The organism is Bacillus lumedeiriae (genome assembly GCF_044891285.1).
In the GTDB taxonomy this organism is placed as follows: domain Bacteria; phylum Bacillota; class Bacilli; order Bacillales; family Domibacillaceae; genus Pseudobacillus; species Pseudobacillus lumedeiriae.
In genome coordinates this window covers 1-26,670 of record NZ_JAUIYO010000017.1, presented here as the reverse complement: position 1 = coordinate 26,670, position 26,670 = coordinate 1, and the positions used below count along the sequence as shown (strand labels likewise).

At 40.3% G+C, this 26,670-nt stretch carries 25 protein-coding genes; 8 read left to right on the top strand and 17 right to left on the bottom strand.

The window, feature by feature from the left end; translation table 11 throughout:
* Nucleotides 1-30: 30 nt before the first annotated feature.
* Nucleotides 31-1,644: a spore germination protein gene (locus QYG89_RS14860; RefSeq protein ID WP_404318671.1), complete on the bottom strand. Its 1,614-nt coding sequence runs from the start codon at nucleotides 1,642-1,644 to the stop codon at nucleotides 31-33.
* 154 nt (nucleotides 1,645-1,798) lie between these two features.
* Between QYG89_RS14860 and QYG89_RS14855 the strand changes: the two genes are divergently transcribed.
* Nucleotides 1,799-2,917: an NAD(P)/FAD-dependent oxidoreductase gene (locus QYG89_RS14855; RefSeq protein WP_404318668.1), complete on the top strand. Its 1,119-nt coding sequence runs from the start codon at nucleotides 1,799-1,801 to the stop codon at nucleotides 2,915-2,917.
* 93 nt (nucleotides 2,918-3,010) lie between these two features.
* Here the strand turns inward: QYG89_RS14855 and QYG89_RS14850 are convergent, their stop codons facing one another.
* Entirely contained in the window at nucleotides 3,011-3,463 is a 453-nt protein-coding gene (locus QYG89_RS14850) for a YaiI/YqxD family protein (protein WP_404318666.1), read from the bottom strand.
* Nucleotides 3,464-3,599: 136 nt separating this feature from the next.
* Here QYG89_RS14850 and QYG89_RS14845 point away from each other — a divergent pair, with 136 nt between their 5' ends.
* Nucleotides 3,600-4,514: a DMT family transporter gene (locus QYG89_RS14845; protein ID WP_404318663.1), complete on the top strand. Its 915-nt coding sequence runs from the start codon at nucleotides 3,600-3,602 to the stop codon at nucleotides 4,512-4,514.
* Between the two features lie 69 nt (nucleotides 4,515-4,583).
* Here QYG89_RS14845 and QYG89_RS14840 read toward each other — a convergent pair whose 3' ends face one another.
* The 9 genes from QYG89_RS14840 to QYG89_RS14800 all read right to left on the bottom strand — a co-directional run bounded on the left by QYG89_RS14840 (nucleotide 4,584) and on the right by QYG89_RS14800 (nucleotide 15,972).
* Nucleotides 4,584-6,188: an ATP-binding protein gene (locus QYG89_RS14840; RefSeq protein ID WP_404318660.1), complete on the bottom strand. Its 1,605-nt coding sequence runs from the start codon at nucleotides 6,186-6,188 to the stop codon at nucleotides 4,584-4,586.
* A 151-nt stretch (nucleotides 6,189-6,339) separates the two neighbouring features.
* On the bottom strand, nucleotides 6,340-7,794 hold the full coding sequence (locus QYG89_RS14835) for a polysaccharide deacetylase family protein (RefSeq protein ID WP_404318658.1): 1,455 nt from the start codon (nucleotides 7,792-7,794) through the stop codon (nucleotides 6,340-6,342).
* 352 nt (nucleotides 7,795-8,146) lie between these two features.
* On the bottom strand, nucleotides 8,147-9,142 hold the full coding sequence (locus QYG89_RS14830) for a polysaccharide deacetylase family protein (RefSeq protein WP_404318655.1): 996 nt from the start codon (nucleotides 9,140-9,142) through the stop codon (nucleotides 8,147-8,149).
* 12 nt (nucleotides 9,143-9,154) lie between these two features.
* Nucleotides 9,155-9,910: a hypothetical protein gene (locus QYG89_RS14825; RefSeq protein WP_404318653.1), complete on the bottom strand. Its 756-nt coding sequence runs from the start codon at nucleotides 9,908-9,910 to the stop codon at nucleotides 9,155-9,157.
* 82 nt (nucleotides 9,911-9,992) lie between these two features.
* On the bottom strand, nucleotides 9,993-10,913 hold the full coding sequence (locus tag QYG89_RS14820; RefSeq protein ID WP_404318650.1) for an NAD-dependent epimerase/dehydratase family protein: 921 nt from the start codon (nucleotides 10,911-10,913) through the stop codon (nucleotides 9,993-9,995).
* A gap of 44 nt (nucleotides 10,914-10,957) precedes the next feature.
* A complete protein-coding gene (locus QYG89_RS14815) occupies nucleotides 10,958-12,058 on the bottom strand; it encodes a glycosyltransferase family 4 protein (protein ID WP_404318648.1) in 1,101 nt (366 codons plus the stop codon).
* 110 nt (nucleotides 12,059-12,168) lie between these two features.
* Complete coding sequence (locus tag QYG89_RS14810; protein WP_404318645.1) at nucleotides 12,169-12,825, bottom strand: sugar transferase; 657 nt, start codon at nucleotides 12,823-12,825, stop codon at nucleotides 12,169-12,171.
* A 214-nt stretch (nucleotides 12,826-13,039) separates the two neighbouring features.
* Complete coding sequence (locus tag QYG89_RS14805) at nucleotides 13,040-14,212, bottom strand: CapA family protein (protein ID WP_404318642.1); 1,173 nt, start codon at nucleotides 14,210-14,212, stop codon at nucleotides 13,040-13,042.
* 95 nt (nucleotides 14,213-14,307) lie between these two features.
* Nucleotides 14,308-15,972: a glycosyl hydrolase family 28-related protein gene (locus QYG89_RS14800; RefSeq protein WP_404318639.1), complete on the bottom strand. Its 1,665-nt coding sequence runs from the start codon at nucleotides 15,970-15,972 to the stop codon at nucleotides 14,308-14,310.
* A gap of 79 nt (nucleotides 15,973-16,051) precedes the next feature.
* On the opposite strand from QYG89_RS14800, the gene QYG89_RS14795 reads away from it, so the two are divergent.
* The 5 genes from QYG89_RS14795 to QYG89_RS14775 all read left to right on the top strand — a co-directional run bounded on the left by QYG89_RS14795 (nucleotide 16,052) and on the right by QYG89_RS14775 (nucleotide 21,413).
* Nucleotides 16,052-17,047 carry a glycosyltransferase family 2 protein gene (locus QYG89_RS14795; RefSeq protein ID WP_404318637.1) on the top strand — a complete coding sequence of 332 codons (996 nt, stop codon included), beginning with the start codon at nucleotides 16,052-16,054 and terminating at the stop codon, nucleotides 17,045-17,047.
* Nucleotides 17,010-17,375: a GtrA family protein gene (locus tag QYG89_RS14790; protein WP_404318727.1), complete on the top strand. Its 366-nt coding sequence runs from the start codon at nucleotides 17,010-17,012 to the stop codon at nucleotides 17,373-17,375. The genes QYG89_RS14795 and QYG89_RS14790 overlap by 38 nt, the downstream gene beginning before the upstream one ends.
* Complete coding sequence (locus QYG89_RS14785) at nucleotides 17,372-19,957, top strand: YfhO family protein (protein ID WP_404318634.1); 2,586 nt, start codon at nucleotides 17,372-17,374, stop codon at nucleotides 19,955-19,957. Before QYG89_RS14790 ends, QYG89_RS14785 begins: the two co-directional genes overlap by 4 nt.
* A 91-nt stretch (nucleotides 19,958-20,048) precedes the next feature.
* The gene (locus QYG89_RS14780; RefSeq protein ID WP_404318631.1) at nucleotides 20,049-20,375 is read left to right on the top strand and encodes a general stress protein; all 327 of its coding nucleotides are present in this window, start codon (nucleotides 20,049-20,051) and stop codon (nucleotides 20,373-20,375) included.
* Nucleotides 20,376-20,672: 297 nt separating this feature from the next.
* On the top strand, nucleotides 20,673-21,413 hold the full coding sequence (locus tag QYG89_RS14775; RefSeq protein ID WP_404318628.1) for a CBS domain-containing protein: 741 nt from the start codon (nucleotides 20,673-20,675) through the stop codon (nucleotides 21,411-21,413).
* Between the two features lie 34 nt (nucleotides 21,414-21,447).
* Here the strand turns inward: QYG89_RS14775 and QYG89_RS14770 are convergent, their stop codons facing one another.
* The 4 genes from QYG89_RS14770 to QYG89_RS14755 all read right to left on the bottom strand — a co-directional run bounded on the left by QYG89_RS14770 (nucleotide 21,448) and on the right by QYG89_RS14755 (nucleotide 24,013).
* Nucleotides 21,448-22,119, bottom strand: coding sequence for a C40 family peptidase (locus tag QYG89_RS14770; protein WP_404318625.1), 672 nt, complete (start codon nucleotides 22,117-22,119; stop codon nucleotides 21,448-21,450).
* Between the two features lie 225 nt (nucleotides 22,120-22,344).
* The gene (locus tag QYG89_RS14765; RefSeq protein WP_404318622.1) at nucleotides 22,345-23,193 is read right to left on the bottom strand and encodes a hypothetical protein; all 849 of its coding nucleotides are present in this window, start codon (nucleotides 23,191-23,193) and stop codon (nucleotides 22,345-22,347) included.
* Between the two features lie 86 nt (nucleotides 23,194-23,279).
* Entirely contained in the window at nucleotides 23,280-23,699 is a 420-nt protein-coding gene (locus tag QYG89_RS14760) for a hypothetical protein (RefSeq protein ID WP_404318620.1), read from the bottom strand.
* A gap of 44 nt (nucleotides 23,700-23,743) precedes the next feature.
* The gene (locus tag QYG89_RS14755) at nucleotides 23,744-24,013 is read right to left on the bottom strand and encodes a hypothetical protein (protein ID WP_404318617.1); all 270 of its coding nucleotides are present in this window, start codon (nucleotides 24,011-24,013) and stop codon (nucleotides 23,744-23,746) included.
* A 187-nt stretch (nucleotides 24,014-24,200) separates the two neighbouring features.
* Here QYG89_RS14755 and cyoE point away from each other — a divergent pair, with 187 nt between their 5' ends.
* Complete coding sequence (cyoE, locus tag QYG89_RS14750; protein ID WP_404318614.1) at nucleotides 24,201-25,133, top strand: heme o synthase; 933 nt, start codon at nucleotides 24,201-24,203, stop codon at nucleotides 25,131-25,133.
* 405 nt (nucleotides 25,134-25,538) lie between these two features.
* Here the strand turns inward: cyoE and QYG89_RS14745 are convergent, their stop codons facing one another.
* Nucleotides 25,539-25,670, bottom strand: coding sequence for a hypothetical protein (locus QYG89_RS14745; protein WP_404318611.1), 132 nt, complete (start codon nucleotides 25,668-25,670; stop codon nucleotides 25,539-25,541).
* A gap of 43 nt (nucleotides 25,671-25,713) precedes the next feature.
* Nucleotides 25,714-26,385: a DUF3885 domain-containing protein gene (locus tag QYG89_RS14740; protein WP_404318609.1), complete on the bottom strand. Its 672-nt coding sequence runs from the start codon at nucleotides 26,383-26,385 to the stop codon at nucleotides 25,714-25,716.
* Nucleotides 26,386-26,670 lie beyond the last annotated feature (285 nt).

The window sequence follows — 26,670 nt, the reverse complement described above, 5'->3', positions numbered from 1 at the left end:
ACCTTTCACTAGCACGGTTGATCACCTTTTTCATTCGTTATTCGTTTCCCCTCCCTTGTTCGGGCTCGGTGCTTGATTCGGAGCCTGACGATATAAATTAGATCCTCCAGGGAACTTTGGACGTGTGTCCATCATCCACCAAGGAGCTCTCCATAATACATCCTTCAGCTCCCGGACTTTTAGCGGTGCCAATGGTGCCAAATAAGGCTCACCAAAAGAACGCAGGCTGCATAAATGAATCACGATAGCAATGAGCCCCATTGTGACTCCGAGCAAACCCAGTGTGCCTGCAAGAAAAATAAACGGAAAACGAAGCATCCGAATGGTAATTCCAGCGATATAATCAGGAATCATAAAAGAAGCAATCCCTGTAATCGCTACAACAATAACCATTGGCGCCGAAACGAGCCCTGCTTGAACGGCCGCCTGTCCAATGACGAGTGCTCCGACGATACTGACAGCGGCCCCCACTTGTTTTGGCAAGCGGACCCCCGCCTCTCTGAGTGCCTCAAAAGTAATTTCCATGAGGAGCACCTCGATGATCGCTGGAAAAGGAACGGTTTCCCGAGAAGCAGCAATACTTAACAATAAAGCACTTGGCACCATCTCTTGGTGGAATGTCGTCACAGCTACATACAGAGAAGGTAGAAAGAGAGCGACTGCAAGGAACAGGTAACGAAGCCAGCGAATAAGCGTACTGATCAGAAAGCGTTGATAATAGTCCTCTTGTACTTGCATCAAAGAGAAGAAAGTAACGGGAGCAATTAACGTAAATGGCGTGCCTTCTACTAAAATAACCACACGTCCCTCTAGTAGATTCGCACAAGCAACATCCGGCCGTTCGGTTGACAGAATCTGGGGAAAAGGCGAGTATGGATTATCCTCAATCATCTCTTCAATGTAACTGCTTTCCAAGATCCCATCTATCTCAATTCGTTTTAACCGATTAGCGGTCTCCTCAATGAGCGTCTGATCAGCAATTCCTTCAATATAGGCAAGAGCAACAGTCGTCCGTGTATAGTTTCCGATTTTCACAGACTGGATTTTTAGCGCCGGACTTTTAATAATGCGCCGCAATTGTGATGTACTTACTTGCAGCGATTCCGTAAAGCCTTCACGCGGTCCGCGAACAACTGCCTCTGCTTCAGGTTCTTCAATACTGCGTTTTTCCCATTTTGGAAAACCTAAGGAACAGGCAGCTTGTTCTCCCTCGCATAGAAGAATAGGGTTTCCCATTGAAATGGACTCAATGCAATCTGCTAATAAGTTTACTCTTTTCACTTTAGTAACAGGCAGTTTGTTTTCCAGCAGCTCAGTGAATGAAGGTGTTTCACCATCTGCTTGTTTCATGAGCGGCAATAGGACATTTTCATCGAGCCCCTCCATGTCAGAAAGACCATCAATGTAAATAAGTATCGCTCTCGTTTTTCCGAAAAGTAAAAAGGGACGGAAAACAACATCCATACAGTTCTCATAAATGGAGCGAATCGTTTCAACATTTACATTGAAATCTTTATGAAGCACATCCTGCGGCTTGGCATTCTGTTGATTCTTTTGCAGAGGCAGATTCTTTTTTTTTAACTTTGTTTTTTTTAACAATTTATTCACATTACGAATCAAGCTAGTCCCCCCACTTTTACACATCGTTCTCACTCTTCTTTCTATCATTCTTCATTTGGAGAATTTTATACAGAAATGCCGAAATTGGCACCGATACACTTTTATGAGACAACCGTGAAAACAAAACATAAGTGCGGATCATTCGAGAAATACTAAATAAAAAAGGGGAGTGATTTAGATGCGGATCGTTATTATCGGAAGCGGGTTCGGGGGATTGAATGCTGCCATTGAGATAAGAAAAAAATTAACATCACCTCAGCATGAGATCATTGTCGTTGCTGACAAAGCACAATTTGTTTTTCGGCCTTCCCTCATTTGGCTGCCTTTTCATAAACATCGCCTTAACAAGATGACCTTCCCCCTTCGTCCTACGTTTGAAAAGGCTGGAATTACATTCATTGAAAAATGCGTGCAAGCTCTTATGCCAAAACAGAATCATATCCTATGTAAGGATGATGAAATCATTGAGTATGATTATTTAATCGTGGCGACAGGGGCTTCTCCCGATTGGGCGCGTATCGAAGGGTTAGAAGGAAGAAGTGCATCTATTTACGGGATATCCACTGCCTTGCAAACGAGAAAGAAAGTGAAAGAAATAAAAGAAAAGGATCCTATTGTGATCGGCGTGGGGCAGGGAAATCCAAACCAAGGCATCGCGTATGAATTTTTATTTGAATTAGAGGCGTATCTTCATGAACATCGCCTCGAATGCCCGCTGACTTTTTTTACTTATGAAGAAGAGCTTTTTAATGGGAAAGGAAAAGAACCGACAGAGAGACTTGAAAGGTTATTGGAGAAAAAACAGGTAACCTATTACTGCAATGTTTCTATTGAACGAGCAGATGATGAATCTATTTATTTGACGAATGGAAAACAGCTGCCTCATTCATTCTTATTCGTGCTGCCTCCCTATAAAGGAGTGGATTGTATTTTTGCATCGACGGACTTGGAGCACGATCATGGTATTCTGCCTGTCCATGACACACTCCAATCGATACAGTGGAAAAACATATATGTAATTGGCGATGCGAACAATATGAAAGGAACCAAATCAGGGCGGGCAGCTGAACTTCAAGGAACACTGGCGGCCGAAAATATCATAAAACAAATACAGCAGGAACCACTTCAGTCGTTTCAAGAGGACACGATGTACTTTATGGAGCTTGGAAAAGCAGGTGCCATGCTTGTGATGGATAAACCAGTCAAAGAAGGAGTGTTTCAATGGGCAATAAGCGGGATGATGCCGCACATCATGAAGCGGGCGTTTGAAAAGTATTACTTGCTTAAATTCAGCTGACGAAAATGCCGGGTCTTACAGCAATATAGTGATGACTGTAAGGCCCGGCACTTATAAAAGGAAGAACCTTTTCTTCCTATCATTTGATTCCTGTTATGTTCCACTCGCTATCACCTTTTCGATCAACTGGACCAACCGCTCTTCAAACTGTTGATCGTCTTCCTTTTGCCGCTTTTTTGGCCCTTTCATTCTTCCTCCTGCCTGCCGGGCTTTTTTAGCGGCATGCCGAAAGCTAAGAAGCTGATCGATATTATCGGGTGTGTAAAAGCGGCCATTTTGATTGATCGCATGCCCTTTTTTCGCAAGCACCATCGCTGCTAATCCATAATCCTGCGTAACGACAATATCTCCTTTTTGCATACGATTCACTAACACAAAGTCCACGGCATCGGCTCCCTTTGAAACAGTAATCGTTTCTGCGCCTTCCCGCTGCATCATATGAGCAGTGTCACAAATCAGCGTAACCTTTAATCCATACTGTTTAGCTGCTTTGATCGTAAGGTCTACAACCGGACATCCATCCGCGTCAATAAGAATAGCAGGCATCACAAACCACTCCTTTTCATTTTTTATGTTCTTTAATCACAAACTTATTTAAAATAATCATCTTTCTATCCTAAAACATGTATTAGATTTTATAAACAATCAATTGTATAGTTAATTAGGAAAGGAAGGATATTCGGTGAAAAATCTATCAGTAAAAACAACCGCTTCACTCGTTTTTTTAGTTGTCATTTGGGGGATCAGCTGGCCCATTTATAAATTGGCCCTGGCCTATACCCCTCCTCTGCTGTTTGCAGGGATGCGCGCCTTAATCGGAGGGTTGTTATTATCCATTTATTTATTGCCTGCATGGAAAAAAATAAAGTGGCGTGAGAACTGGATCAAATACTGCCTATCTGCATTATTAAACGCTGTTTTGTTTTTTGGTCTTCAAACCATCGGGCTTAATCATTTGCCAGGAGGCTTGTCTTCCGTTCTTGTTTATTTTCAGCCCGTTCTAATTGGACTATTCGCCTGGTTTTGGCTAGGCGAAAAAATGACTAAATTAAAAGTTATTGGCTTAATTATTGGTTTTGTTGGCATTTTAGCAGCTAGTGCGAATAGTCTATCTGGTCAAATATCCATATTTGGAGTAGCCATTGCCTTATTGTCGGCTGTCAGCTGGGCACTGGGCACCATTTATGTGAAGAAAGAGAGCAAAAGCGTAGACGCGATGTGGATGGCAGCTTTACAATTCACTATCGGCGGAATCATCTTGACTGGTCTTGGCATAGAAATGGAAAGCTGGGCAGGAATTACTTGGAATAGCGAGTACATATTCGGCTTAGGATTTGGCTCCGTTTTAGGCATTGCCGTGGCATTTGCACTTTATCTTAAATTAATGAACGCAGGGGAAGCCAGCAAAGTCGCTTCTTTCACGTTTCTCGTGCCGCTCATTGCCGTTGCAACAGGTACAATATTTATGCATGAGCCTTTCACCCTTTCCCTGCTTGTCGGTTTAGTCTTGATCGTGCTCAGCATTTATTTCGTCAATCACTCGAAAACGATCACCAAAGCCCACTCAGCGGAGAGTGTTGCCGAAGTTCATCGTTAGAGGCTGACTGCAGCTATCATGTCAAACCCACTCGCATGAGCGAATGGGTTTGACATTTGAAACAATTATTTATCGGAGGGCACCGACTGCAAGCGGCAAAGTAATTTCCACAGCGGTTCCTTTGTTGGCTTTGCTATGAATATCAAGCATTCCGTCATGCTGTTCAATAATGCGTTTAATGATCATATATCCAAGACCTGTTCCCGTTTCCTTCGTTGTATAAAAAGGGGTACCTAATCTTTGAATTTGCTCCTCTCTCATCCCCTCTCCTTCATCTATAATTTGGATGCTCACTGCTTGTTTTCCTTTTTGATTCACACGTATGGTAAGCTTTCCGCCAAATGGCATCGCCTCCATACTATTTTTAAACAAGTTGATAAATACTTGTTTTAGCTGGTTGTCATTACAGTTGATTATGAGTTCATTATTCCCAAATTCAGTCGCGATTTGAGTATTATTCATACTTGCCTGCGCTTGAAACAGCGCAATTGTTTCATCTAATACTTGTTTCACATCTTTAGTATGAAAATGAACGACGTTTGGTTTGGAAAGAACGAGAAATTCACTAATGATAAAATTAATACGGTCGATTTCATCTAAAACGAGATGAAAGTGCGATCCCTCTTTGAAATCCTCCTTAACAAGCTGAATGAACCCGCGGACTGTCGTAAGAGGATTACGAATTTCATGAGCAACACTGGCCGCCATCTGCCCTACAGCCGCAAGCTTTTCTGCATTTAATAGTAATTGTTCCGTCTGCTTACGCCGAGTAATATCCTTCATTTGAGCCAATGCACCGATCGTTTGTTGCTCTTCATCAAGGATAGGCAAAGCGTCAAATAAAACCGTCATCTCCTGTCCATCCTTACGTACAAAAGATATTTCCACATCGGTATATTGCTGTTCTTCCTCAAGTACATTTTTCAAATATGGAGTGAAGGTTTCCAGCTGATTGATACATTGAAAAAGAATAGTCTCTTTTTTCAAGCCGGTTATATGTTCAGCCGCATGATTAAACCCGATGATTTTACCAGCTTTATCTGACACCATCATGCCGTTTCTCGTTGTATCCATAATGAGCTGATTCATAATATTCAGCTTCTCATTTTGTCTCAACAGCTGTAATTCTCTTTCAATGGAATCTTTCATCGTTAACAATAATGTTAATAAGAGCGGACTGCTATGATCGACAGACGTCATAAACGTAATCGTACCCAATATTTTTTCTGTTACCGGATCGGTGATTGGCACACTGTAACAAGCAGATACGTGCAGAAAATGATGATAATGCTGCGAACCAACAATAGCAATTGGCCGATTATGCTTTAACGATAAACTGATAGCATTGATGCCGTTGACTTCTTCCGTAAATCGGCACCCTTCTTTCACCCCTAGTTGGTTAATCGTATTTTTAATCGTTTCATCTCCACGCAGTAGGATCATATAGCCTTCTTCATCAGTCGTTGCCGTTAATATCGGCACTCCTTTCATAGAAGAAAGAAACTTTTCAAAAAAGTGATTCACCACTTTCAAAAACTTCTCATGCTTTGAATGTTTTTTTTGCAGTTCATACATATCTAAAGTGTCTTTAAATGCAGGGATACTTAAAGGGTCAAGTCCTTGTTCCTTACATTGTGCCTTTAATGTTTCAAAACACACGTCTATGTTTTTCATTCTTCTTAAGCTCCTAACAAGATGGATGATTTCTATTAAAAAAGGTGATAAGTAAATCTCTCCAATACATTAATTCTAAATGAAATTCCATAAAAAGAACATAAAAAAACCGAATATCAATTTTTTTATATGATATTCGGTGCGGCTTCTGCTATTTTAACTGTTCCTCTGCCTGCTGCTCACTCTTTTTTTGTTTATAAAATGGCCCTGTTTCAAACGTGGTGTCCAGTGACAGGAGCTGTGACACAGTGACGAACTGATACCCTTCTTTTTGAAGAGCTGTTAATAAAGCTGGCAAAGCTTCCGCTGTTGAAAGGTGGATGTCGTGCATTAATACAATCGCTCCCGGGGCAATATTTCGCAAGATCGCATCATTTACCGCTTGCGCATTCCGGCTTTTCCAATCAAGTGAATCAACAGACCACAGAATAATTGGGGTGCCATCTTGTTTAGCTGCATTAAGGACTTTGTCATTGTATGCTCCATATGGGGGACGAAGCAATGTAGGTTTTTGCCCGACAGCTTCTTCAATTTTGCGGCTCGCTTCACCCAGTTCCTGCCTAATTTGACTCTCATTTAAAGTCGATAAGTCCCGGTGATTTTCCGTATGGCTTCCTATTTCATGACCCGCTTCCAGCACCTGTTTAGCTATCACTGGATAATATTCTACCTGACTTCCTAACATAAAAAAGGTAGCGACAGCGTTGTGTGCTTTTAACGTCTCTAACACTTGCGGCGTCGATGTGGAATTTGGTCCGTCATCAAAGGTAAGTGCAATGTATTTGCCATTCGGATCCAGAGGCACTTGTTTTATGTTCCGTGCATCCGATTGTTCCTTATGCCCATCAGTTATCTTTAACTCTTTCACGATTGCCTCTTTTAAAAACGGTTCTAATTCCTCCAGCGGAATTGCCGCCTTCATCGATCCAGCTGCACCAGCTGCCACTTCATATTTATCAAAATAAAAAGTCAATGCTTTGTTGCTTAATGACCATTTCCAATCGCTGGGATTACTCAACGCTTCTTCTAATAAATCATCCATTATATAGAAAGCAATGTCTTCTTCATGATTTAATCGTTCCGTCACAATCGTACGAATGTTATCCAAGTCAGCTTTCCCATCTCGCAGCACATCTGTCACTTTCAAAAACCTTTTTCCAGTCGTATCAATGATAAAGGTCTTAATCGTCTCCTGTCCTTTTGCTTCTCCAGTATATTGATAGGAAGAAAACACAAGACTATAGATGTTATCATTTACTTTCGTCGTATCCACTTTAATCGTTAAATTGGCACGTTTTTTCTTGTCAAGCTTATTCTTATTATTTTTGACTTTCGTCAAAAATTGCTTTTCCTGCTGTTTGACCCATTGCTGAATCGGTTCGTTTATTTGGCGGTCTTCTGCAATAGGCGAGCTGATCGCCATTGTATATATTTTCGTTTCACTCGTCCGTGTCTCTAAATGCAATCCCGGATACTTACTAAGCTTTTTCGTTTCCACCTTTTCATTCTTCGCATACGTGTCGATACTGACCAGCTGATTAAATCCTATCAAAATGAAAAGAAAGAATAAGGCTAGAGCACCACGCCAGCGCCATCTTTTAGTCATTTTTACATCCCTTTCAACAATAAATATATGTATTTATATAAAGTTTCATCCCATTATATGATTATTTTCGTATATATATAGAATCATAAACTGCCAACTTCTCGTATTTTATGCTATTTTTTTCTAAAGGTCAATGCAATAAATAACATAATTGAGTGAAATAATTCTCATTTACTCTATTAAAGTATTTTTTACAAAAAAATGAAAAAAGAGCGTGTTGAGACGCTCTTTTTTTGTTTACATAATATTTTTATTAATTACTATATTACAGCTTCCCTCCCCCATAGAACGAGAAATAATACGAACGTTCTATAATAGAACTTTCCAACGCATCATTTGAGTGAATGTTTTTTTACTTATTTTTGATGCTGTTTAACTTCTCTGCCGCCTCGGCCATATTTAAAGCTTCCATTCCATAAGTTTTTTTCAACATGATATAATGTTCGATAATTTCCTTAAGAAATGCCATATTTTCTTCAAGGTTTTTTCCAAAATTATGAGGGTGCCACCACAAATGATAGATTTTTCTTTCTTTGGCCGCCGCTGTTAAGCTATTTTTTATTCTTTTTAAACGAAGTGAGTCTAATATTTTTAAATTTGGATGATAAGGCCTTAGAAAGCGGCTGGAAGATAGATTAATCAATGGCGTGGATGCGGCTCTTTCAGCCGAATAAATATGCCTGCCTGTTATATTCAAATAAGTATCCGCCATTCTGATGATTCTCTTCAAGGGCAGGTTTCCTGCGGCAAAGGAAGCTGGTTCGTAAATCATATGCTTTTCATTTCCACGATACGAGATAATTCCATGTTTTTTACAAATAGAAAGATACTTTTCATTCACTTGATTCCGAGGAAAGATAATGGTTTTAATTGAAAAACCCTGCTCTTTGCCTATGTTTAAAGCGGCGATTAAATCGGCTTCAAATTCTTCTTCCGTTTGTCCTTCTTCTAAGCAATAATAATGTGAGAATGTATGCGTTGCTATTTCTTGATACTTATAATTTGAAATTTTCTTGATTAAAGAAGAAGCGAAATGGTAAGGATCATTCTCCTCTTGATCGCCGAGCAGCCCCATCTTTTCGTAAGCAGAAAATGCACGATTCTGATATCTGGGCCTAAGCTTCGGCAAAGATTGCATCATTTCTTGTTTCGTTCGAAAAAAAAGCAGCCCGACAGCTGCCCAGGTAGCATGAATATGATATTCCTCGAACATCTCAAGCAGCTTGGGGACAGCCCTGCGTGCGCCCAGTAGATTTTCTTTATACTCTTCAATAGACATGACATCGTGTACTCCCCAGTACAATTCAAAATCAAGTGAAATAATGAATGTCCCGTGGTTATGCAACAATGATCCCCTCTTTTATTTTGACATGTTTAAACGACGGATTCCCAATAGCATTCTTCCTTTTAGTGTATTGGCAACGTAACCCGAGTATTCTGTTACAATTGTTCCCCCGAATTCGAGCTTAAATTTTCGTATGTTGTTATCACTAGTCAATCCCCCGGAATCATATACACGATAGCCGTTGTTTTTCAGCCAAGTCATATCCTTCCATTTTAAATAACGATGGGCGTTGCTAAGGATTCTTTTTCTTGTTTGATCGTCGTTCAGCCTGAAATGCGACACCGAATAAAGTGATGTAGCCCTTTGACCATCGATTGCATAGATCCGGCAGCAGAGGACATCGTTATTCTCATTTGTTATTTGTGTCATCAACATATTTCCGTTATCCCTTAGCAGTTTTAACGTTTGAATATGAAAAGCACGACATTTATACGTATTTTTATGCTCAGCAAATTGATTGTAAAAACTCTGAAAAGCGTAAAGATCGTTATTGGCCGGCTTGGGGAATACCTGAAAGTGAAAATCATACTTTTGTATAGCCTGCCTAATTTGCTGCCTGGTGGACTTCGTCATATCTGCTAAAAGCTCTTCTTCACTCTTCGTCAAATCTATTTGTAAAGTCTCTAATTTATTCAACTTGTCTGAAGGGGTTAACGATTGTGTAATTCCTATCAAGTCGAAAGAACGATCACTAACTAGAGAGTCACTCTTTTCTGGAAAATAGACATTTTGTAATTTGATTCCCCATAATTGCCTAGCGATCGTGATCATTCTTCTTACTCCTCCCCAGACCACTTCCTATTATGGCCTTCCCTAGAATCGTTCCCACAGTAAATATCCACCATTTGAAATTTTATCGTTCCTGTTCTTTTTTCAGAGCCTTGACTGTATGCTTTAAGCCATCTATTAGAGAGTATTCAGGTTTCCAATTCAGTTCTTCAATTGCTTTCCTATTATCAAGACAACTCTTCATAATGTCGCCTTTCCTCGTTAGTAAATATTTAGGAGTTACATTGATCCCTGTTATTTCAATTAACGTTGTTAATAGCTCTTTAATGCTTGTTTCGGTGTTTGAGCTAATATTATAGATACCGTTTTCTAATACTCCTGTCGCAGCACTCAAAGCCTTTGCTACATCCTTCACGTAGATAAAATCACGGATTTGGCTGCCGCCATACACAACTGGAGAGACTCCTTTTAAAATTTGATCGCTGAAAATGGAAATAACACCTGATTCGCCTGTAGGGTTTTGACCTGGTCCATATACATTGGAAAACCTTAGAATGGAATATTTCAAGCCGCACTGCTTATGAAATAACGTAATATATTCTTCTGCTATATTTTTTGAAAGGGAATAATAAGAAATGGATTTTTTTGGATGAAGTTCGTCTATTGGGAGATAAGATGGTTCGCCATATACGGCCGCAGATGAGGCAAAAATAATTTTTTTTACTTTATAAGTAATACAATTTCGTAACAGGTTAAGTGTGCCGACAATATTAGAAATACAATCAGCGTATGGATCTTCCATTGAGCGGCGGACGGACACTTGCGCAGCTAGATGAATCAGGTAATCGGGAGCTTCTTCTTTGAAAATACGTTTCATTTCTTTTCCTTCAATATTCTCCTTATACAGCTTAACCCCTTTGGGCAGATGATTTCCTTTTGATGTGGTCAAGTTATCTACAACAACGACCTCCGCATCTTCCATCAACAGCTGTTTTACTACATGCGTTCCAATGAATCCGGCTCCTCCTGTTACTAATACTTTCATCTGCTTTTGTCCCCTTTCGTATTATCTGAAAATGCCTAGTAAGCTTACGGGGCAATTACTTTTTCATAGAAGTCAACTGTTTCGTTTAGCATTCTTTCAAAAGTAAACTTTTCTAGGTAGAGCTTTCTGGATGCATCCCCCATTTCTTTTCGAATGAAAGGATCATTAATCAGAAACGTTAACTTGTTAATCAGTTCTTTTTCATTGTCTCTTGGTATAAGAAAACCATTATAAGAGGGCTTAATCGTTTCCTTTACTCCGCCGACATCGGATGCTACGATGGGCAGACCGCTCCTCATAGCCTCAAGTATACTTAACGGCAGCCCTTCCCATTTAGATAGAAGAATAAATATTTGTGACTGAGAAAGAATTTCTTCTATATTATGTCGGTCCCCCAAGAATCGAATTCTATCAGACAAACCGAGCTGATTAACATGCGCCTCTACTGCTTCTCTTAGAGGTCCATCTCCAACAAAGTCCATTTGCCAATCAAATTCACGCATGTAATTTAATGCTTCGACAACAGCCTGCTGTTGTTTCGGCTCTGCGAATCTTGCAATCATAACCATTCTCGGGGGATGGCGTGCCGGTTTTGATAATTCATGTATGTGATTGTCGATGACCCCATTATGAATCGTGGTGATTTTTTCATTACGAACAATTCTATATTTTTCCGCCAACTCCCGATCATATTGTGAAACAGTAATAACCCCTGCTGATAGTTTGCCGATCAGCTTTTCACATAAAGCATAAAAGTACCTCCTTCGAGGGGAAACCCCTTCGGTAAAGGACCAGCCATGAGCGGTAAAAACGGTAGGGATGCCAAGCGACCAGCCCGCCGCACGCCCAATCATTCCTGCCTTCGATGAATGAAGGGCTAATAAATCGGGATTTAATTGTTTTAATTTATTTCGGATCTCGATAAACGCTTTTATATCTTGTATCAAGTGAATACTTCTATGAAGATGTTTAATGTGAAAGTAAGGGATATGATGGGTGGAACTCTGACAAACGACATTTTCACTGCCCGCCATTATATATAATTCGTGTCCCATTCTATCTAAACTTGACACAAGGTCGCGTACATGAACTTGAGCCCCGCCGGTTTCGTCCATTCTCGTAATCAATTGGACAATTCTCATCATTTTCCTCCGTCCTGCCGTCTGGCTTTTTCCAAGATCATGAACGTCCAGACCATTCCTTCATTGTTTTAGAACGAATGAAAGTGTATTTATAGTTTTCTATCAATCTTATATTAGTAAGCTCCCTTACTCCTAATGACTTGAATAGCCGTTTTAACGATAATTTTCACATCAAGCCCAATAGAACAGTTTTGTACATAATAAAGATCATAAGCCATTTTTTTACCATGATTAATCGCTGATCTGCCATTAATTTGGGCATACCCGGTAATCCCCGGCTTTACGTTTAGCCTCCTCCTTTGTTCGTTGTTATACAAACTAGTAACGGCCGGAATTTCAGGCCTTGGTCCTACAATACTCATCTCTCCCCGTAAGACATTGATTAATTGCGGCAGTTCATCTAAACTGTATTTTCTAAGAAAAGAACCCAGCTTCGTCACATGAGAATTTTCCGATGTTTTAAATACAAAATCATTGGGGACTCCCCCTGCCCACCTATATTGATGATCTGACTCTGAATCGTGCACTTTCATCGTTCTAAATTTCCAGATCAAAAAAGGCCGGCCATATTGCCCCGTTCTAATTTGTTTAAAAAAGATCGGACGGCCATCTATCAACAAAATGAACATGCCGGTCATCAGCATTATAGGGAGAGACACTATAAGTAAAATGATGCTTATAAAGAGGTCAAAAACACGCTTGCGGACAACTTTCCCCTTGCGTTCATTAGCCCTGTCATTATGTAATAGCTCCTGTTTTTTTTCGTTCAACTTGACACCTCCTAAGATCAAATAAGGATATCCAGTTAACAGACATTTAGTATTTACTCCCCCAACATATGGACCACTTGTTCTAACTTCTCTCCCTTCCTGATATTTTTACTAGTCTACTCGCCCTATTTTCAGATTATGTTATAGAGTAAAAAAAATCTGGATCAACAGTTCGCGCCCTGTTTGTCCAGATTTCGAAAATAGCCCTATTTATTTAGTTGTTTATATTGTTCTTGTCGTATTGCAGCCAGTCAGACCCATTAATTTGATTAGAGACATCGATAATTTTGTTTTTTACCCTTTCTGCTTCAGCCCCTTCTAGTCTTTTTGGCTGGTAGTTGTTTCGATGCGTGACGGAAGAGATAGAAAATGGAACGACGTTTATTTCCTTTTTATCTGTTAATTTTCCATTCTTCAAATGGAATGTCTGCTGGAAAACATACGTATCTTTATCGCCTGGGTTTCTGTTTCCTCCGAACATGAAATTGCCGAGGCTATAAACGATGAACTTTCCATTATATTCTTCGACCCCCTGCACGACATGAGGATGGTGCCCAAGAATTAAATCCGCCCCGCTGTCTATTGTATAGTGGGCCAGCGTCTTTTGTGATTCCATCGGGATGTAGCTTCTTTCAATTCCCCAATGATAGTGGACGAGGACAATTTCTGCCCCTTTTTCTTTTAACTCTTTAATGTCTGCTGCCACTTGCTCGCGAAGCTCAGGCGTATCATTCCAGCCTTCATATCCAAGAGCGCCAATTTTTACTCCTTTGACTTCTGTTATGTATTTATTGTCATAGCCAAAGTAGCCTATTTTCTGCTTTTTCAGCGTTTCAATCGTGTCGTCATACCCTTTTTGTAAGTAGTCATGAATATGATTGTTTGCCAGATTCACAGATTCAATTCCCGCAAGCTCTAGAATTTGAACGTACGATGGATCGCCCTTAAACCGAAATTTCTTCACAGCCTTTTCAGTGGCGTTCGTTAAAGTCGTTTCTAAATTTACCGTCGATAAATCATCATTCTTAAAAATATCGTCCAGTTCAGCAACAAAGTAAGACAGTCCATTTTTGTCTGCTTCATCGGGAAAAGACCCTGCATATTGAAATGTTTCGTCTGTTCCGAGTGTGAAATCTCCAGCTGCACTGATGGTGATCGCTGTTTCTTTCACAGGTGCTGGCGACTCTTTATCGTTGGCTACTTGTTTTACCTTTATATTGACATTGTCGGCGTTATCGTTCTGGACTGTTTCGGCTGACTTTAAACTAAAGTTATAGACAGAGAGCCCGATGATCAGCATACACAGAATGAGAAGAGTCAGCTTCACTGGTTTTTTTAACCGTCTGCTTTTTCTTCTCCCATTGCGGCTGTTTAGTTCATTCTTCATTTTCTTACTAATAGCCCCTTTACGTCATTATTTTTCCATTCATCCATGAATATACTACAAAATCTGTAAAAAAACTATCACTTTATGAATAGTTTTTAAGATTTAAAAGGAATGTTGTAGCCTTTAGCGACAATATCTTTAAACACCGCCATTGGCGTATCTGCTTGACAGCCGCAAGCCCCTGCTTCAGACTTAGCGAGTACGTGCTGGACGGCCGCTTTTTCGATCCCCGCTCCCACAACAATCCCTCTTTTCGCTGAATGTTCAATGACTACATGTTTGATATGGATATCATCTGCTCTCTGCTCTCCGCCGAACACTTTAATATCTATGCCCGCTTTGTTAAAGTGTTTCATTTGGATATGATTCAAATGGACGTTGCGTGCCCGGTATTGAATAGCAATCACCGGTTGTTTTTCATAATCATAGTTAGGGTCTCCTATAGCAGTAAAATGGTTGATCACCACATTCTTATAAGCCGATACGACTAACGCTCTCGGCTTTGATTCGCGGTAAAGTGCTGTACGAACAGGGGCGATAGAAACAATCCGAGTGGCCGTAATGTAGTAAGCCGTAAGCGATTCAGGATCACCTGCACTATGGTGGCCGATGTGGCGGAAATTGAATGAGCGATTATCATTCACCGACAAATGACCAACGATATGAACGTTGCTTGCCGCAGAGGAATTGTGATGGGCTTTGATTTCGACCCCCCCGAAACACCTCGTTGTTGAATTGTTCCATAGCCAGACATTCCGAGAGCCGTCATCGACTTCAATGCCATTGGAGTTGGAAAAGCCAGCTTGATGAGCTTTTCCGCTCGGGTCACACATATGGGAGTTCGAGATAAAAATAAAGTCACTGTGGTGAGTCGTAATGCCATCATCACCAAAGCCATAGCCATTCAATCCGTCCAGCCAAATATACTTACTGCCGCCTTTCGCTCTATAGCCATCGCCGGAATAGTTGTATTTCGTAGAAGAAACATCAAAGCAATGCAGCCCTGGATTCACTGCTTTCACGTTCTTCACCCAGCCATACGTGACGTTGGCATACGTCAAACAGCTTGATCGATTGCCTCCTGTACTCGTTCTCGTTACATTCCCTAGACGCTCTACATTCCAATCAAGCGTCATATTCTCTACACATAGATGATGATTTCCTTTTTTATGATCGGCATTCGTAATGAGCCAGCTGCTTTTCGGAGCACGATCATGAAGCTTCAGAGTCGTCTTCTCTTTTCCTTCCCCGACAAGATAAGTAAAAGACGGCAGTCTGATCTCTTTCACAAGAAACACACCTTCCGGCACGATCACCTTCACTTTTCCTTTCCCAATAGCCCGCCGGAATGCCTCCGTGCAATCCGTTACTCCATCGCCAACCGCGCCAAACTGTTCCACATGGACTTCTCTAGTTAGCTGCTTCGTGAATACGAGGTATTCCTTATCTAACGTTTCTTTCCATGCTGGAAATACATGACCTGTTTCATTCGTCAGCGTTTTTGAAAAAACGGCTCCTTTCGAATGCTCTGCCGGCAGAATAAGGCTGACAAAAAAAGAGGCCATCTTTTGAAAAAAAGCGCTGATGGAAAACGCGTGCTGCCGTGGTTTGCTTGGAGGCATAGCATACAGATCTTTGCATTTAGTAAATAGATCATGGGTTTCTGCAATAATTTTGTTTATATGATCCTCATTATGGAAAAACTGGGAAATCAACTCACCATTACGAATAGGGTTATGGTTTTTATTTAAATAAATCATCTGTTACACCTAGCCTTTCAATGAATTCTTTTCATACATACAACGTAACTGATTTTACAAAGAGAAGAGGTAGAGATGTATGCATACGATTTCAATCATCATACCAGCTTACAATGAAGAAGATAATATTTCCTTAATTTATGAAAGCATCCAAAAGGAATTTACCCATTTATCCTATCATTTCGAAATTTGTTTTATTAATGATGCCAGTACAGATCGGACACTAGAGGAAATGAAACGATTAGCTGCCGCCACACAAAAGGTGAAATTTATTTCTTTCTCACGAAATTTTGGAAAAGAAGCCGCCATGCTCGCCGGACTGCAGCATGCTAGGGGACAAGCTGTCATTATTATGGATGCGGACTTACAGCACCCTCCTTCTTTAATTCCCCAACTTTTAAAAGGATATGAAGAGGGCTTTGATCAAGTGATTGCCCGGAGGAATCGGCATGGAGAACCATTTATCAAAAGGGTTCTTTGCTCGGCTTACTATAAAGTGATCAATCATATTGTAGACGTAAAGCTGGAAGACGGGATGGGTGATTTTAGGCTGCTCAGTAAAAAAGCGGTTCAAGCCGTGTTATCATTAAACGAAGGTCAGCGTTTTTCGAAAGGCTTGTTCTCATGGATCGGCATGAATCATAAAGTGATTCATTATAACAATGTAGTAAGAAAAAACGGCGAAACGAAATGGTCATTTTCTAAGCTGCTGAATTACGGGTTCGATGGGTTCATTTCGTTTAATAACCGGCCGCTTAGGCTTTGTTTTTACGCTGGGGCAATGATCTTATGTTTAGCTCTCATTTACAGCATCATTACGTTCGTTCAAATTTTAAACAGCGGCATTGATGTGCCGGGATACTTCACCATTATTACGGCCGTTCTTATTTTAGGCGGCATTCAGCTTGTCAGCCTTGGCATCATCGGCGAATACGTCGGCCGGATTTATTATGAAACGAAAAAACGGCCTCCTTATTTAATCCAGGAAACAAATTTCATGAACGGAGCGCAATATGAAAAAAACAAGCCGAGAGTTTATCAGATTCGTCATAATCGGAGGAATCAATACTTTTAATTATTATGCGGTCTATTTACTGCTTCATACTTTATGGAGATGGCCATACTTGCCATCCCATGTGACTGCTTTTTTTATCAGCTTTGTCCTGTCCTTTTTCTTGAATTCTTATTTTACCTTTAAAGTGAAGCCGACATTGGCGAAGTTTTTGAAATTCCCGCTGTCACAAGCGGTTAATTTTACGGCCTCTTCTCTTGTTATGTATGTGTTGATTGAACGTTTTCACATTAGCAGTATCGTCACTCCGATCCTAGCCGTATTTGTTGCTTTGCCTGCTACGTTTATCGTGACGAGTAAAATTTTGAAAAAAGAGAGTGTCAGTGCATGAGGAAAAAACAGGTCATTCTTGTCATCATTAGCAGTCTGCTTCTATCAGCGGCTGCTCATTTCTTTTTTATTCAGCAATGGTTGGATGGATACTTTATGATCGGTCCGAACGATGGCTTGTCCCAAATGATTCCATTTAAACAATTTATTTATGAACAGTATAGTAACGGGAATTTTTTTTATTCCTGGGCATTTGGTCTTGGCGGCGGGTTTTACAGCCAGCTCGCTTATTATTTTTCTACTTCCATTGTATTTCTAGCTACAGCTGGAATCGTCTTTTTATTGGAAACGGTTCAATGGATCGACTCTCCTGATTTATTGTTCTGGGCAGATATAATATTGTTTGTCAGTATCCTGAGGCTTTCCTTCATTATAACAGCCGCGGCTTTTGCCTTTCGGTATATGGGCATTGGAACGACCGCGGCTTTTACGGGGGCTGCTGTATACGGCTTGTGTGTGATGTATGTCCGGCACGTCATCTTCTGGGAGTTTTTCACGGATGCGATGCTTTGGCTGCCGATTCTCGTATTAGGAACAGAAAAAATCATCCGGGAAGGAAAGCCCGGCTGGTTCATTGCTGCCTGGTCCCTCATGTTCTTTAATAATTTTTACTTTGCTTATGTTCATCTCATCTTTTTATTTATTTACATACTCTTTCGCTGGATGATTCCTCTTTCCGAACAAGAATGCACAAAACGGAAGCAGCTTCGGCTATTTTTCACAGCGGGTTTCATTAGCTTTTGTATAAGCGCTGTTTCTTTTATTCCAGCCGTATACGCTTTCTTTAACAATCATCGTCCCGCTTACGAAGCAGCTATTCCATTCTTTCGTATGACAGACAATATGCTGTATGCCAGCAAATATATTATTTTACCGGCCATCTTGCTGTTATTTCTATTTACAAAAACGTTATATAAAGAACGTACATATAAGCTTTTCGCCTGGCTCACTTTGTTTCTCATGATCCTTCACTTTAGTCCGTTGGCAGCCAGCGTATTTAACGGGTTTTCCGCTCCGCAATACCGCTGGGAATATGTACTTTCCTTTGTAGGAGGAGGCTGTGTCGCTGCAGGACTGCAGTCTTTGCATACCATACGTATAAAGCAGCTTCTTTTGCCTGCCGCTGTGGCCGGCGGACTCTATTTACTTATGGCGCAATTAATGACACGAGTGACGGGACTGGCCTTTGAATTTCAGAGGCAGCTAGTGATCTCCGTTCTGTTATTTTTATGCGTAGTTTTCCTTCTCCTTCTCTACTTGTGGAAAAAGCAGATGTATCTCCTGCTTTTGTTGCAGATTGGCATTGTCCTGTCATCCCTCGTTATTGTCAATGAGTATGAGCAGCTGGCAATGTCCGAAAGGTTTGGTGTGAATATAGTGTCCCGTGATTTTTTACAAAGTTCCGAATACAACGGGACTGAACAGCAGCGCTTAATCAACCAAATAAAAAAGTCAGAGACAGACCCCTTTACGCGAATCGATTGGATGATCGACTTCAGAAATAATACGCCAATCGTTCAGCATTTTAATGGGACGAGCTTGTACTCCAGTATATTTAACGAAGAACTGCTATTTTTCTACTGGCACGATTTACAAATAGATATGCGCCGAGAAAGTGTGAGCCGCTATGCAACTTTAGGCAATCGAACGAACTTGCACAGTCTGCTTCAAACAAAGTACTGGATGCGAGACAAACAACAAACCGTCAATGCGCCATACGGCTTTGTACCTTTTGCGGAATCAGAACGGTACATTGTGTTTAAAAACACCCTTCCGCTTCCATTTGTGAGAACAGCCCAGGACGTGTTTTATGAGGAGGATTTAATAGACAGATCTCCGCTGGATAAAGAGCATGCGATGCTTTCAGGAGTCGTGTTAGAAAAAAAGAGCGGCAAAAGCCGCTTTCTTCCAAAAGAAAAGAATATTATTCATAAGTCTGTGATTCGAACGAAAAACGCCGCCTATACAAATGACCATTTAGAAGTGAAAACAGATAACGGCGGCATTACGATGATCCCGCCCGTTCCTTCTGCCGAAGTGAAAGATTATTATGTTCATTTCGATATACAGCGTATGGACGGCAGCGGTTTTGCCTTAAAAGTAAACAAATACCGAACAACGAGAAAACCGGCTTCCTCTATTTACAAAACAGGAATCAATACCGTCGTCATTCGTATTCCTGCAGCAGAGAAGATCACCATTCAACTGCCTCAAGGAACATATAAGCTGAAAGATTTACAGCTGTATGAAGAAGATTACCGTGAACTTCATGAAGAAGCCGCCAAAAAGGTTACACAGCCTGAAGTTCAATGGGATAAAAACAAACTGTTCATCCATTATAAAAATGAGACAAAGGAACAGTATATGGTGCTGCCTATTCCGTTTGAAAAAGGATGGTTATTAAAAATCAACGGTAAGCGAAAACAAATAGAAAAAGCGAACTTCGCCTTTACCGGCATTCCATTACAAAATGGGGTGAACCGCATTCAGCTCGTTTACCGGCCTCCTTTCTTTATCGTTTCTGTGATCTTAACCGTACTTGGTTTCATTGGAGCCTCCTGGCTGATCAAGAGGGATCGCTGACAGAAAAAAGCGTTCTTGAATGATTTTATGTTTAAAAAAAAGAGTTTCATGGTAAAGATAAAAGGAAGACAACATTAAGGAGGACGATACAATGCTTACAACAAAAACAGTAGAAAATGCTTTACAGGCAAAAAACGAAATCGATGGTTTGCTCGCTCAAGGGTACTCCTTAGATCACGTATACATCCTCGCTCACGATGAGCATCGAACGGAGGATATAGCAGATGCCCTTCAAACGAATGAGGTGGGGATGAAAGAACAAGGCCTGCTGAGCAGTATGGGCAACATGTTCCAATCGCGCGGCAACGAATTAAGAAGTAAAATGGAATCGCTTGGATTATCTCAGCAGGAAGCGGAAACGTATGAAAGAGAATTGGATAAAGGCAAACTAGTCGTCATTGCTAATAAACAACACTAATCGAACAATAAACGCACGCTAGACGTTCTCAACAACGAAAAAAGCTGTCATGACGGGACATGCCCTTCATGACAGCTTTTTCTGACGTATTTGCGGCGGAAAACCGTCCGGCCACATCCAGACGTTCTGCTAAACAGCAAGCTTTCCGGCTTACGCAAATTAGCTCATCGCTTAATTACTATAACACACTTGTGCTATTTCTGACAACCTATTTTTTCGCTGCACGGCGTGTCATATCCAATCACGTGCAGCCTGCCTGCAAAAAACGGCACACTGCCGCTCATAAAGGAGACATATATGATGGACAAAGAGACGATCACAAATGACGAATTATCCCAGCGGTTTGAAGCTGCTTTTAATCGAATACACAACAAGTTAAAAGCCATCTCTCAGCAATCTGAGAAAGCAGCTTTTATGGAGCTGCTTCACACTAGCGCACGAAGTCACGCAAGCATCCGGGCACACTTAGATGAATTAAAACAATTTGCCAAGCTGAGAAACGCCATCGTCCATCAAAAAACTGAAGCGAGTTATTACATAGCTCAGCCACATACCGAAATTGTTGAACGGATTGAACAGATTGACAGAATCTTATCGGAACCGGCAGAAGCAGCAACGATTGCCTCTTCCCCGGTTTATACAGTAGAACCGGACACTCTTCTTGTACAAGTGCTGGAAATGATACGCGATCACAAGCTCGCTGAATATCCAGTGTACGAAAAAGGAACGTGCAAAGGGCTGTTAACCGGCAGAGAGATATTGAAATGGATGGCAGATCAGCATACGGATGGAAAAATCAGCCTGACCGATGTCCAAGTCAGAGACATCCTGCCGCCCACTAGTGATTACATCATCTCTTTCGTAGAAAGCAAAGCAAACATTTTTGATATTGAATCCATCTTCGAAGAACACCAATCCCAAAATAAAAAGCTGGAAGCAGTCTTAATTACGCCTAATGGCGGGGCGGATGAACTGCCAATTGGAATTATTACTTCCTGGGATTTAACAAAAAACAACGATATTCTTTTAGAACAATAAAGCAGGCAGGGGTAAACCCTGCCTGCTTTATTGTTTAATATGTTTTGGCACCTAAGTAACGTTGAGACCAATATGTACTTTTTAATGAACTAATCGTTACCCCTGCTGAAGAGGAGCTATGTATAAATTGATTGCCGCCAAGGTAGATACCGGCGTGCGATGCACCTTTTTTATATGTTTGAAAGAAAACGATATCGCCAACTTTCGGACTGCTCGTCCTCTTTCCGCTTGTATAGATTCCAGCTACTGTTCTTGGCAGAGAAATATTGGCGCTGTTTTTATAAACATATGTTAAAAACCCGCTGCAGTCGAACCCAGATGGTGTCGTTCCCCCCCATTTATAAGGAACATTCATAAACCTTTTCGCATAGCTGGTAACGCTTGCTTTACTGCTGCTCGAATTTGAAGAAGTCGATACGGCTGTTTTGCCTAACACTTTAAATGTACCTTTCCCTACAATGCCGTCAGCCGTTAATCCGTGTGCTTTTTGCAGCTTGATGACAGCTGATTTCGTTAACGGACCGAAATGCGTATCCAATGAAGAGGTGTAATACCCTTTTGATTTTAACACTTGCTGTAATTCCTTCACATCTTGATGCTTCATGCCGCTTTTTAATGTTTGATCACCGAGTGCAGCTTCACTTGCGACCGGACTTACTGTTATTAAGGCGCCGGTCATAGCAGCTGCCATTAACCACTTTTTCACATTGTTTCCTCCTATACTTCCAACATATTCATTGTTAAGATGATTGTACCATCTAAAAATTGCTAGATTATTTTAGATATATTACAAGTATGTTAAAAATTCGACATTTTTTATTATTTTTATATAATTTCTGTTTTATTTGATACGGTCAAGTGAATATTCTACCAAAAAAAGAGAGTAAAATGTACTAATAGTAAAATAGCATAAAAACACCCCGATGTTCATTCATCGAGGTGCTCTATCCTGAAGTTTTTTCTTCTCTTCTAATTTATTATTTAATTCATTAAAACCTTGCACCACTTCTTGCATAGATAATTGTTTGGCGAGCAGGCGCCCTTTTTGAATCGACGCAGCGGCTTTTTCAATTTGATTCGCTTTAATTTGTGCATCCGCTAAGCAGTACCAATAAAACCAGGCATCCATTTTTAAAATTTTTTCCTGATAGAATGTCTCAATAATCGGATAGTACTCGGAGTATAACTCTTCGTCATAAACTAATTTTTCGCCATTCCATGTTAATACATCTACTAAATAGCTGTCGCCGATATACATTTGCCAAACTGCAATACCAACTTTTTGATTTTCATTCACAAGGTCCATTTTATGATAAGGAACTTCTGCTGCCTTTTTAAATGAATGATCCTCCCACTGGAATAGGTCAAGTTGGCTCCCTGCCGCTGCACCAGCTGTCACACCAAATAAATATTCTTTTGTACCATCTCCAGTAATATCAGCTAAGCCCGAAAAACCAAGCCCTACTCCTTGAGTTTTCGTTTCCCACACTTTTTGCCAGCCCTTATTTTTCTTCTCCAGTGCGATCACCCCGAACTGTGAAGGAGCAGGCTGCTCTTTTGCCTTCACTTCAAAAGTAAAGATGATTTCTTTCTGTCCATCATTGTTAAAATCGTACAATTGAATGGCCCGTACAGAAATAGGCTGTTCAGGGCTCACAAGTAAAGAGCCTGGCGGCTTGAACTCCTGAACAATTTTCATAAGACCTTCGTCAGCGTGAACGACTATCGGAAAACCATGCAGCACCCCAAATGCCAGCAAAATCGGCAGTATGATTTTCATTTCCGTCTTCTCCTTTACATTGGAATCAACGGTTATCATTCCCCGATCTTGTTTTGCCTATGTTTTTCAGCTATTGATTGAAAACGCTATTTAGTGCCAATTTGAAACGCGTAAATGGCGTCTCCTTCTTTCCAACTGGCATGAATAACATAAATAAATGTACCTTTTTCTTCTGGCAGTCTCATTTTGTTATTCTTTATTTTTTTAAAGTCTGCGCTTCCATCCTTCCAAATCCCAGCTTCGAGATTCACAGGCTGATGTTTAGAATCAATAGACCATTCTGATCCAGCGGGAACAATCAAATAATCAGTATCTTTCACAAGTTCAGACGGTTCCGCTGTATCGACTTCAACTCCTTTACCCTTCTCATACCAAGAATAAGTACCGATTTCATAGGGAATTTTTTTATTATTTATCGTTAGAACAGGCTTAGGAGGTTCTGAAACGCCTGATTGACATGCCGCTAAAAAAAACACCAGCAAAAACAGCAATAGCATCTTCCTCATTTTGTTCCTCCTCTCTTTAGAACAAGTCACATATTTGCGGAGAATTAGTTCTGCTTAATCATCACTTTTTTCAAAAAAATGATGAGCACCCCACATATAATAGCCATACCAAAAAAAGAGGAAATGAAAAGAAAAGGGTGAATCACAACACCGCCAAATGCTACTTCATTTTGGAGAGTTTCAACAGTATTATATGTACCCGAAATATCCGGTTGATAGAAAATTGTTTTTATATAACCGATGATAAATGAAGATAAAAAATATACGATATGAATGAAAAAAGAACCCGCCAAAGCTTGAATCATGATTTTCAAAGAATCCCTCCCCATATTCTTCCTCATTTTACCACATGAATGTTACTTCCACATGTATAACCATCGCCGCTGAATATTTTATCGAGTGATTTGTTCTAAAGTTGTCAAAGGTGAGCACCTTTTTGTGTGTAAATTATGATACACTGACGATACACAGATAATTTGCTGAAAGGAAAGAGGGGAAACGATGCAAACTGATGCAAAGATCAATAAAAGTGTTCAAAAAGCCTCTCTAACGATGCCGAAACAGATTTTGGCAGAAACGATTAAGACGGGCATTATTAAATCAAATCTAATTGCCATGTTGGCAGGGCTGGCATTGGCCTTGTATACAAATCACATTAGCCCATTCGAGAAACTGCCGGAAATTATATTTGCGATGATTGGATCGGCTCTAGTGATTGGTGCTGCAGGCACATTTAATAACTTATATGACCGCGATATTGATTCAATTATGGAGCGGACAAAGAACCGTCCAACCGTAACCGGTGCCATGCAGTCGAAGGCGGCTCTTTGGCTCGCTATTTCAATGACTGTAATCGGACTGGCTGCCCTGGCGCTGGCAACACCGCTCGCTGCCTTCTTTGGTTTTTTAGGCTTATTTTTCTATGTCGTTCCTTATACGATGTGGACGAAACGCCGCACCGTTTACAATACGGAGGTTGGCAGTATCTCTGGCGCTATGCCGCCGATTATCGGCTGGGCAGCAATTACTTCGGATTTGATGCATCCTGGACTTCTTGGCATTTTCGTCATTATGGTACTTTGGCAAATGCCTCACTTTTATGCCATCGCTATTCGCAGACATGATGAGTATAAAGCAGCAAACGTGCCAATGCTTCCAGTAGTCAAAGGCTTTAAACGCACCTATATCCAAACGAATGTTTATTTAGTCGCTTTAATCGCCGCAAGCTTTCTGTTTGCTTCCTTAAGTCTGGGTATTACTTTAGTGTCACTTCTTTTAAGTACAGCTTGGTTGATCCTAAGTGTTGTTGGTTATAAGAAAATGTCCCCTGAAAAATGGGCAACAACGATGTTTATTCTTTCACTTAATCACCTAACGATTTTATTCGTTACGATCATTATTTACGGCTTTATCGGCACCTTTTTTGGATTTTAAACTGACGAATAGGCATACAAAAACAGTTACCCCATTTGTGGTAACTGTTTTTGTATAGATAAACAATGAGACCTTACATCGAGATTAAAGAAGAAACGAAAAAAGCCCTTTGTCACAAGGAACCTTCTCTTCATACAGGTGCTTTCTGGCATGGTTACAGCTAGTTACTTTGTTGTGAAAAACGACTTTAAACCTGCCTATACATCCTAATGTACGAAATATAATTGGTATTCATATAAAATTCTGCTTTAGAAGAGAACAAACTTATGAAGTAATTACCAAGATCGACAGCTATCTGTTTTGAGTCTAATTCGCTGTTATAAGCTAGATCTATCGATAGAGAATCTCCTTTGCTGTCTCCTCGTTTACATTTAGCCAATCACTTTCTGAACTTGGAACCCCAAACTATTTAACAAAGTAATTAATAGCATCTGAAAAGTAATGTTCGTCTTGTTCAATAATATGGCAAGTTACTTTTCCAGCGTTTCTTTTTGTTAATAACGCACCCTTAACTCCTTTAAAACCTTTAACAATCATACAGCCCCCTGATATCCTTTTAGAGTTAGGATATATCATTACTTCATCCCTGTCTTTCCAAGCCTGCTTTAATTCTTTTTCTATCCATTTCGTCTATCCAATCGTAGTATTTCTCATAAAGGGGCCGTATTCGCTCTGCTTCATGGGCTATCACTTCACACCCCCGGTCATCATAGATAAAGAAGATAATGTCTTTTGTGATGTTCACAAAGAAAACATCAGGATAACCAGTAGAATACCCTCCAAGCTTTGGTTTCAGTGGAAAGTCTTCATTACTTACTGCCTTCAGTAATTCATTCACACGTATGTCTTTTCGTTTACACAGCAATGAAAACTGTTGCATCCTGCATTCTTCTGCTTCATCCAACTCAAACGGATAAGGATAAGTTCTTACCTGAATTCGATTTAAAGTACTTTTATACTTAAGAAATGGCTGATAGACCTTCAATTTTCTTGTTCGCTGCTTTTTCGTTTTATATTTATAGACATTCGTTACAAGGAACAGGTCATCATTTTGTTCAAATAATTCATTGAAAATTGTAGAGGCTTGCTTATATACAAGTCGAAATCGTTCAAGGTTGAGTTCGTCATTTTCTTTGAACTGATAGATTTCGCCGCCAAGTGAAAAGTGGATGCCTATGTCCCATTGATAATAAATACTTGAGACTAACTGGACAGACGGAAACTTTTCCTTGAGATATTTTGTTATATTCATTTAATCATTCTCTCTTTCCCTTTCCTTGAATTATAGATGGCTCATAAAAGTGTGAATTTGGCTATACAAATAATTAATTTGATCATAATTATAACACTTTGTCTTTAATAAACTTGCTTCTCTAGTTAAAGAAGATCTGAAGTTAGTATAGTTTCATAGACACCATTTAATATATCTTCTTCAAATTAATGCAATCTTTGCACCAGAACTGGCAAATCCGTTCTATCAGTCATTTGAATTCAAAGTATTAAATATTCTAATGGTTTCTGGAGGAAAATAACCCAT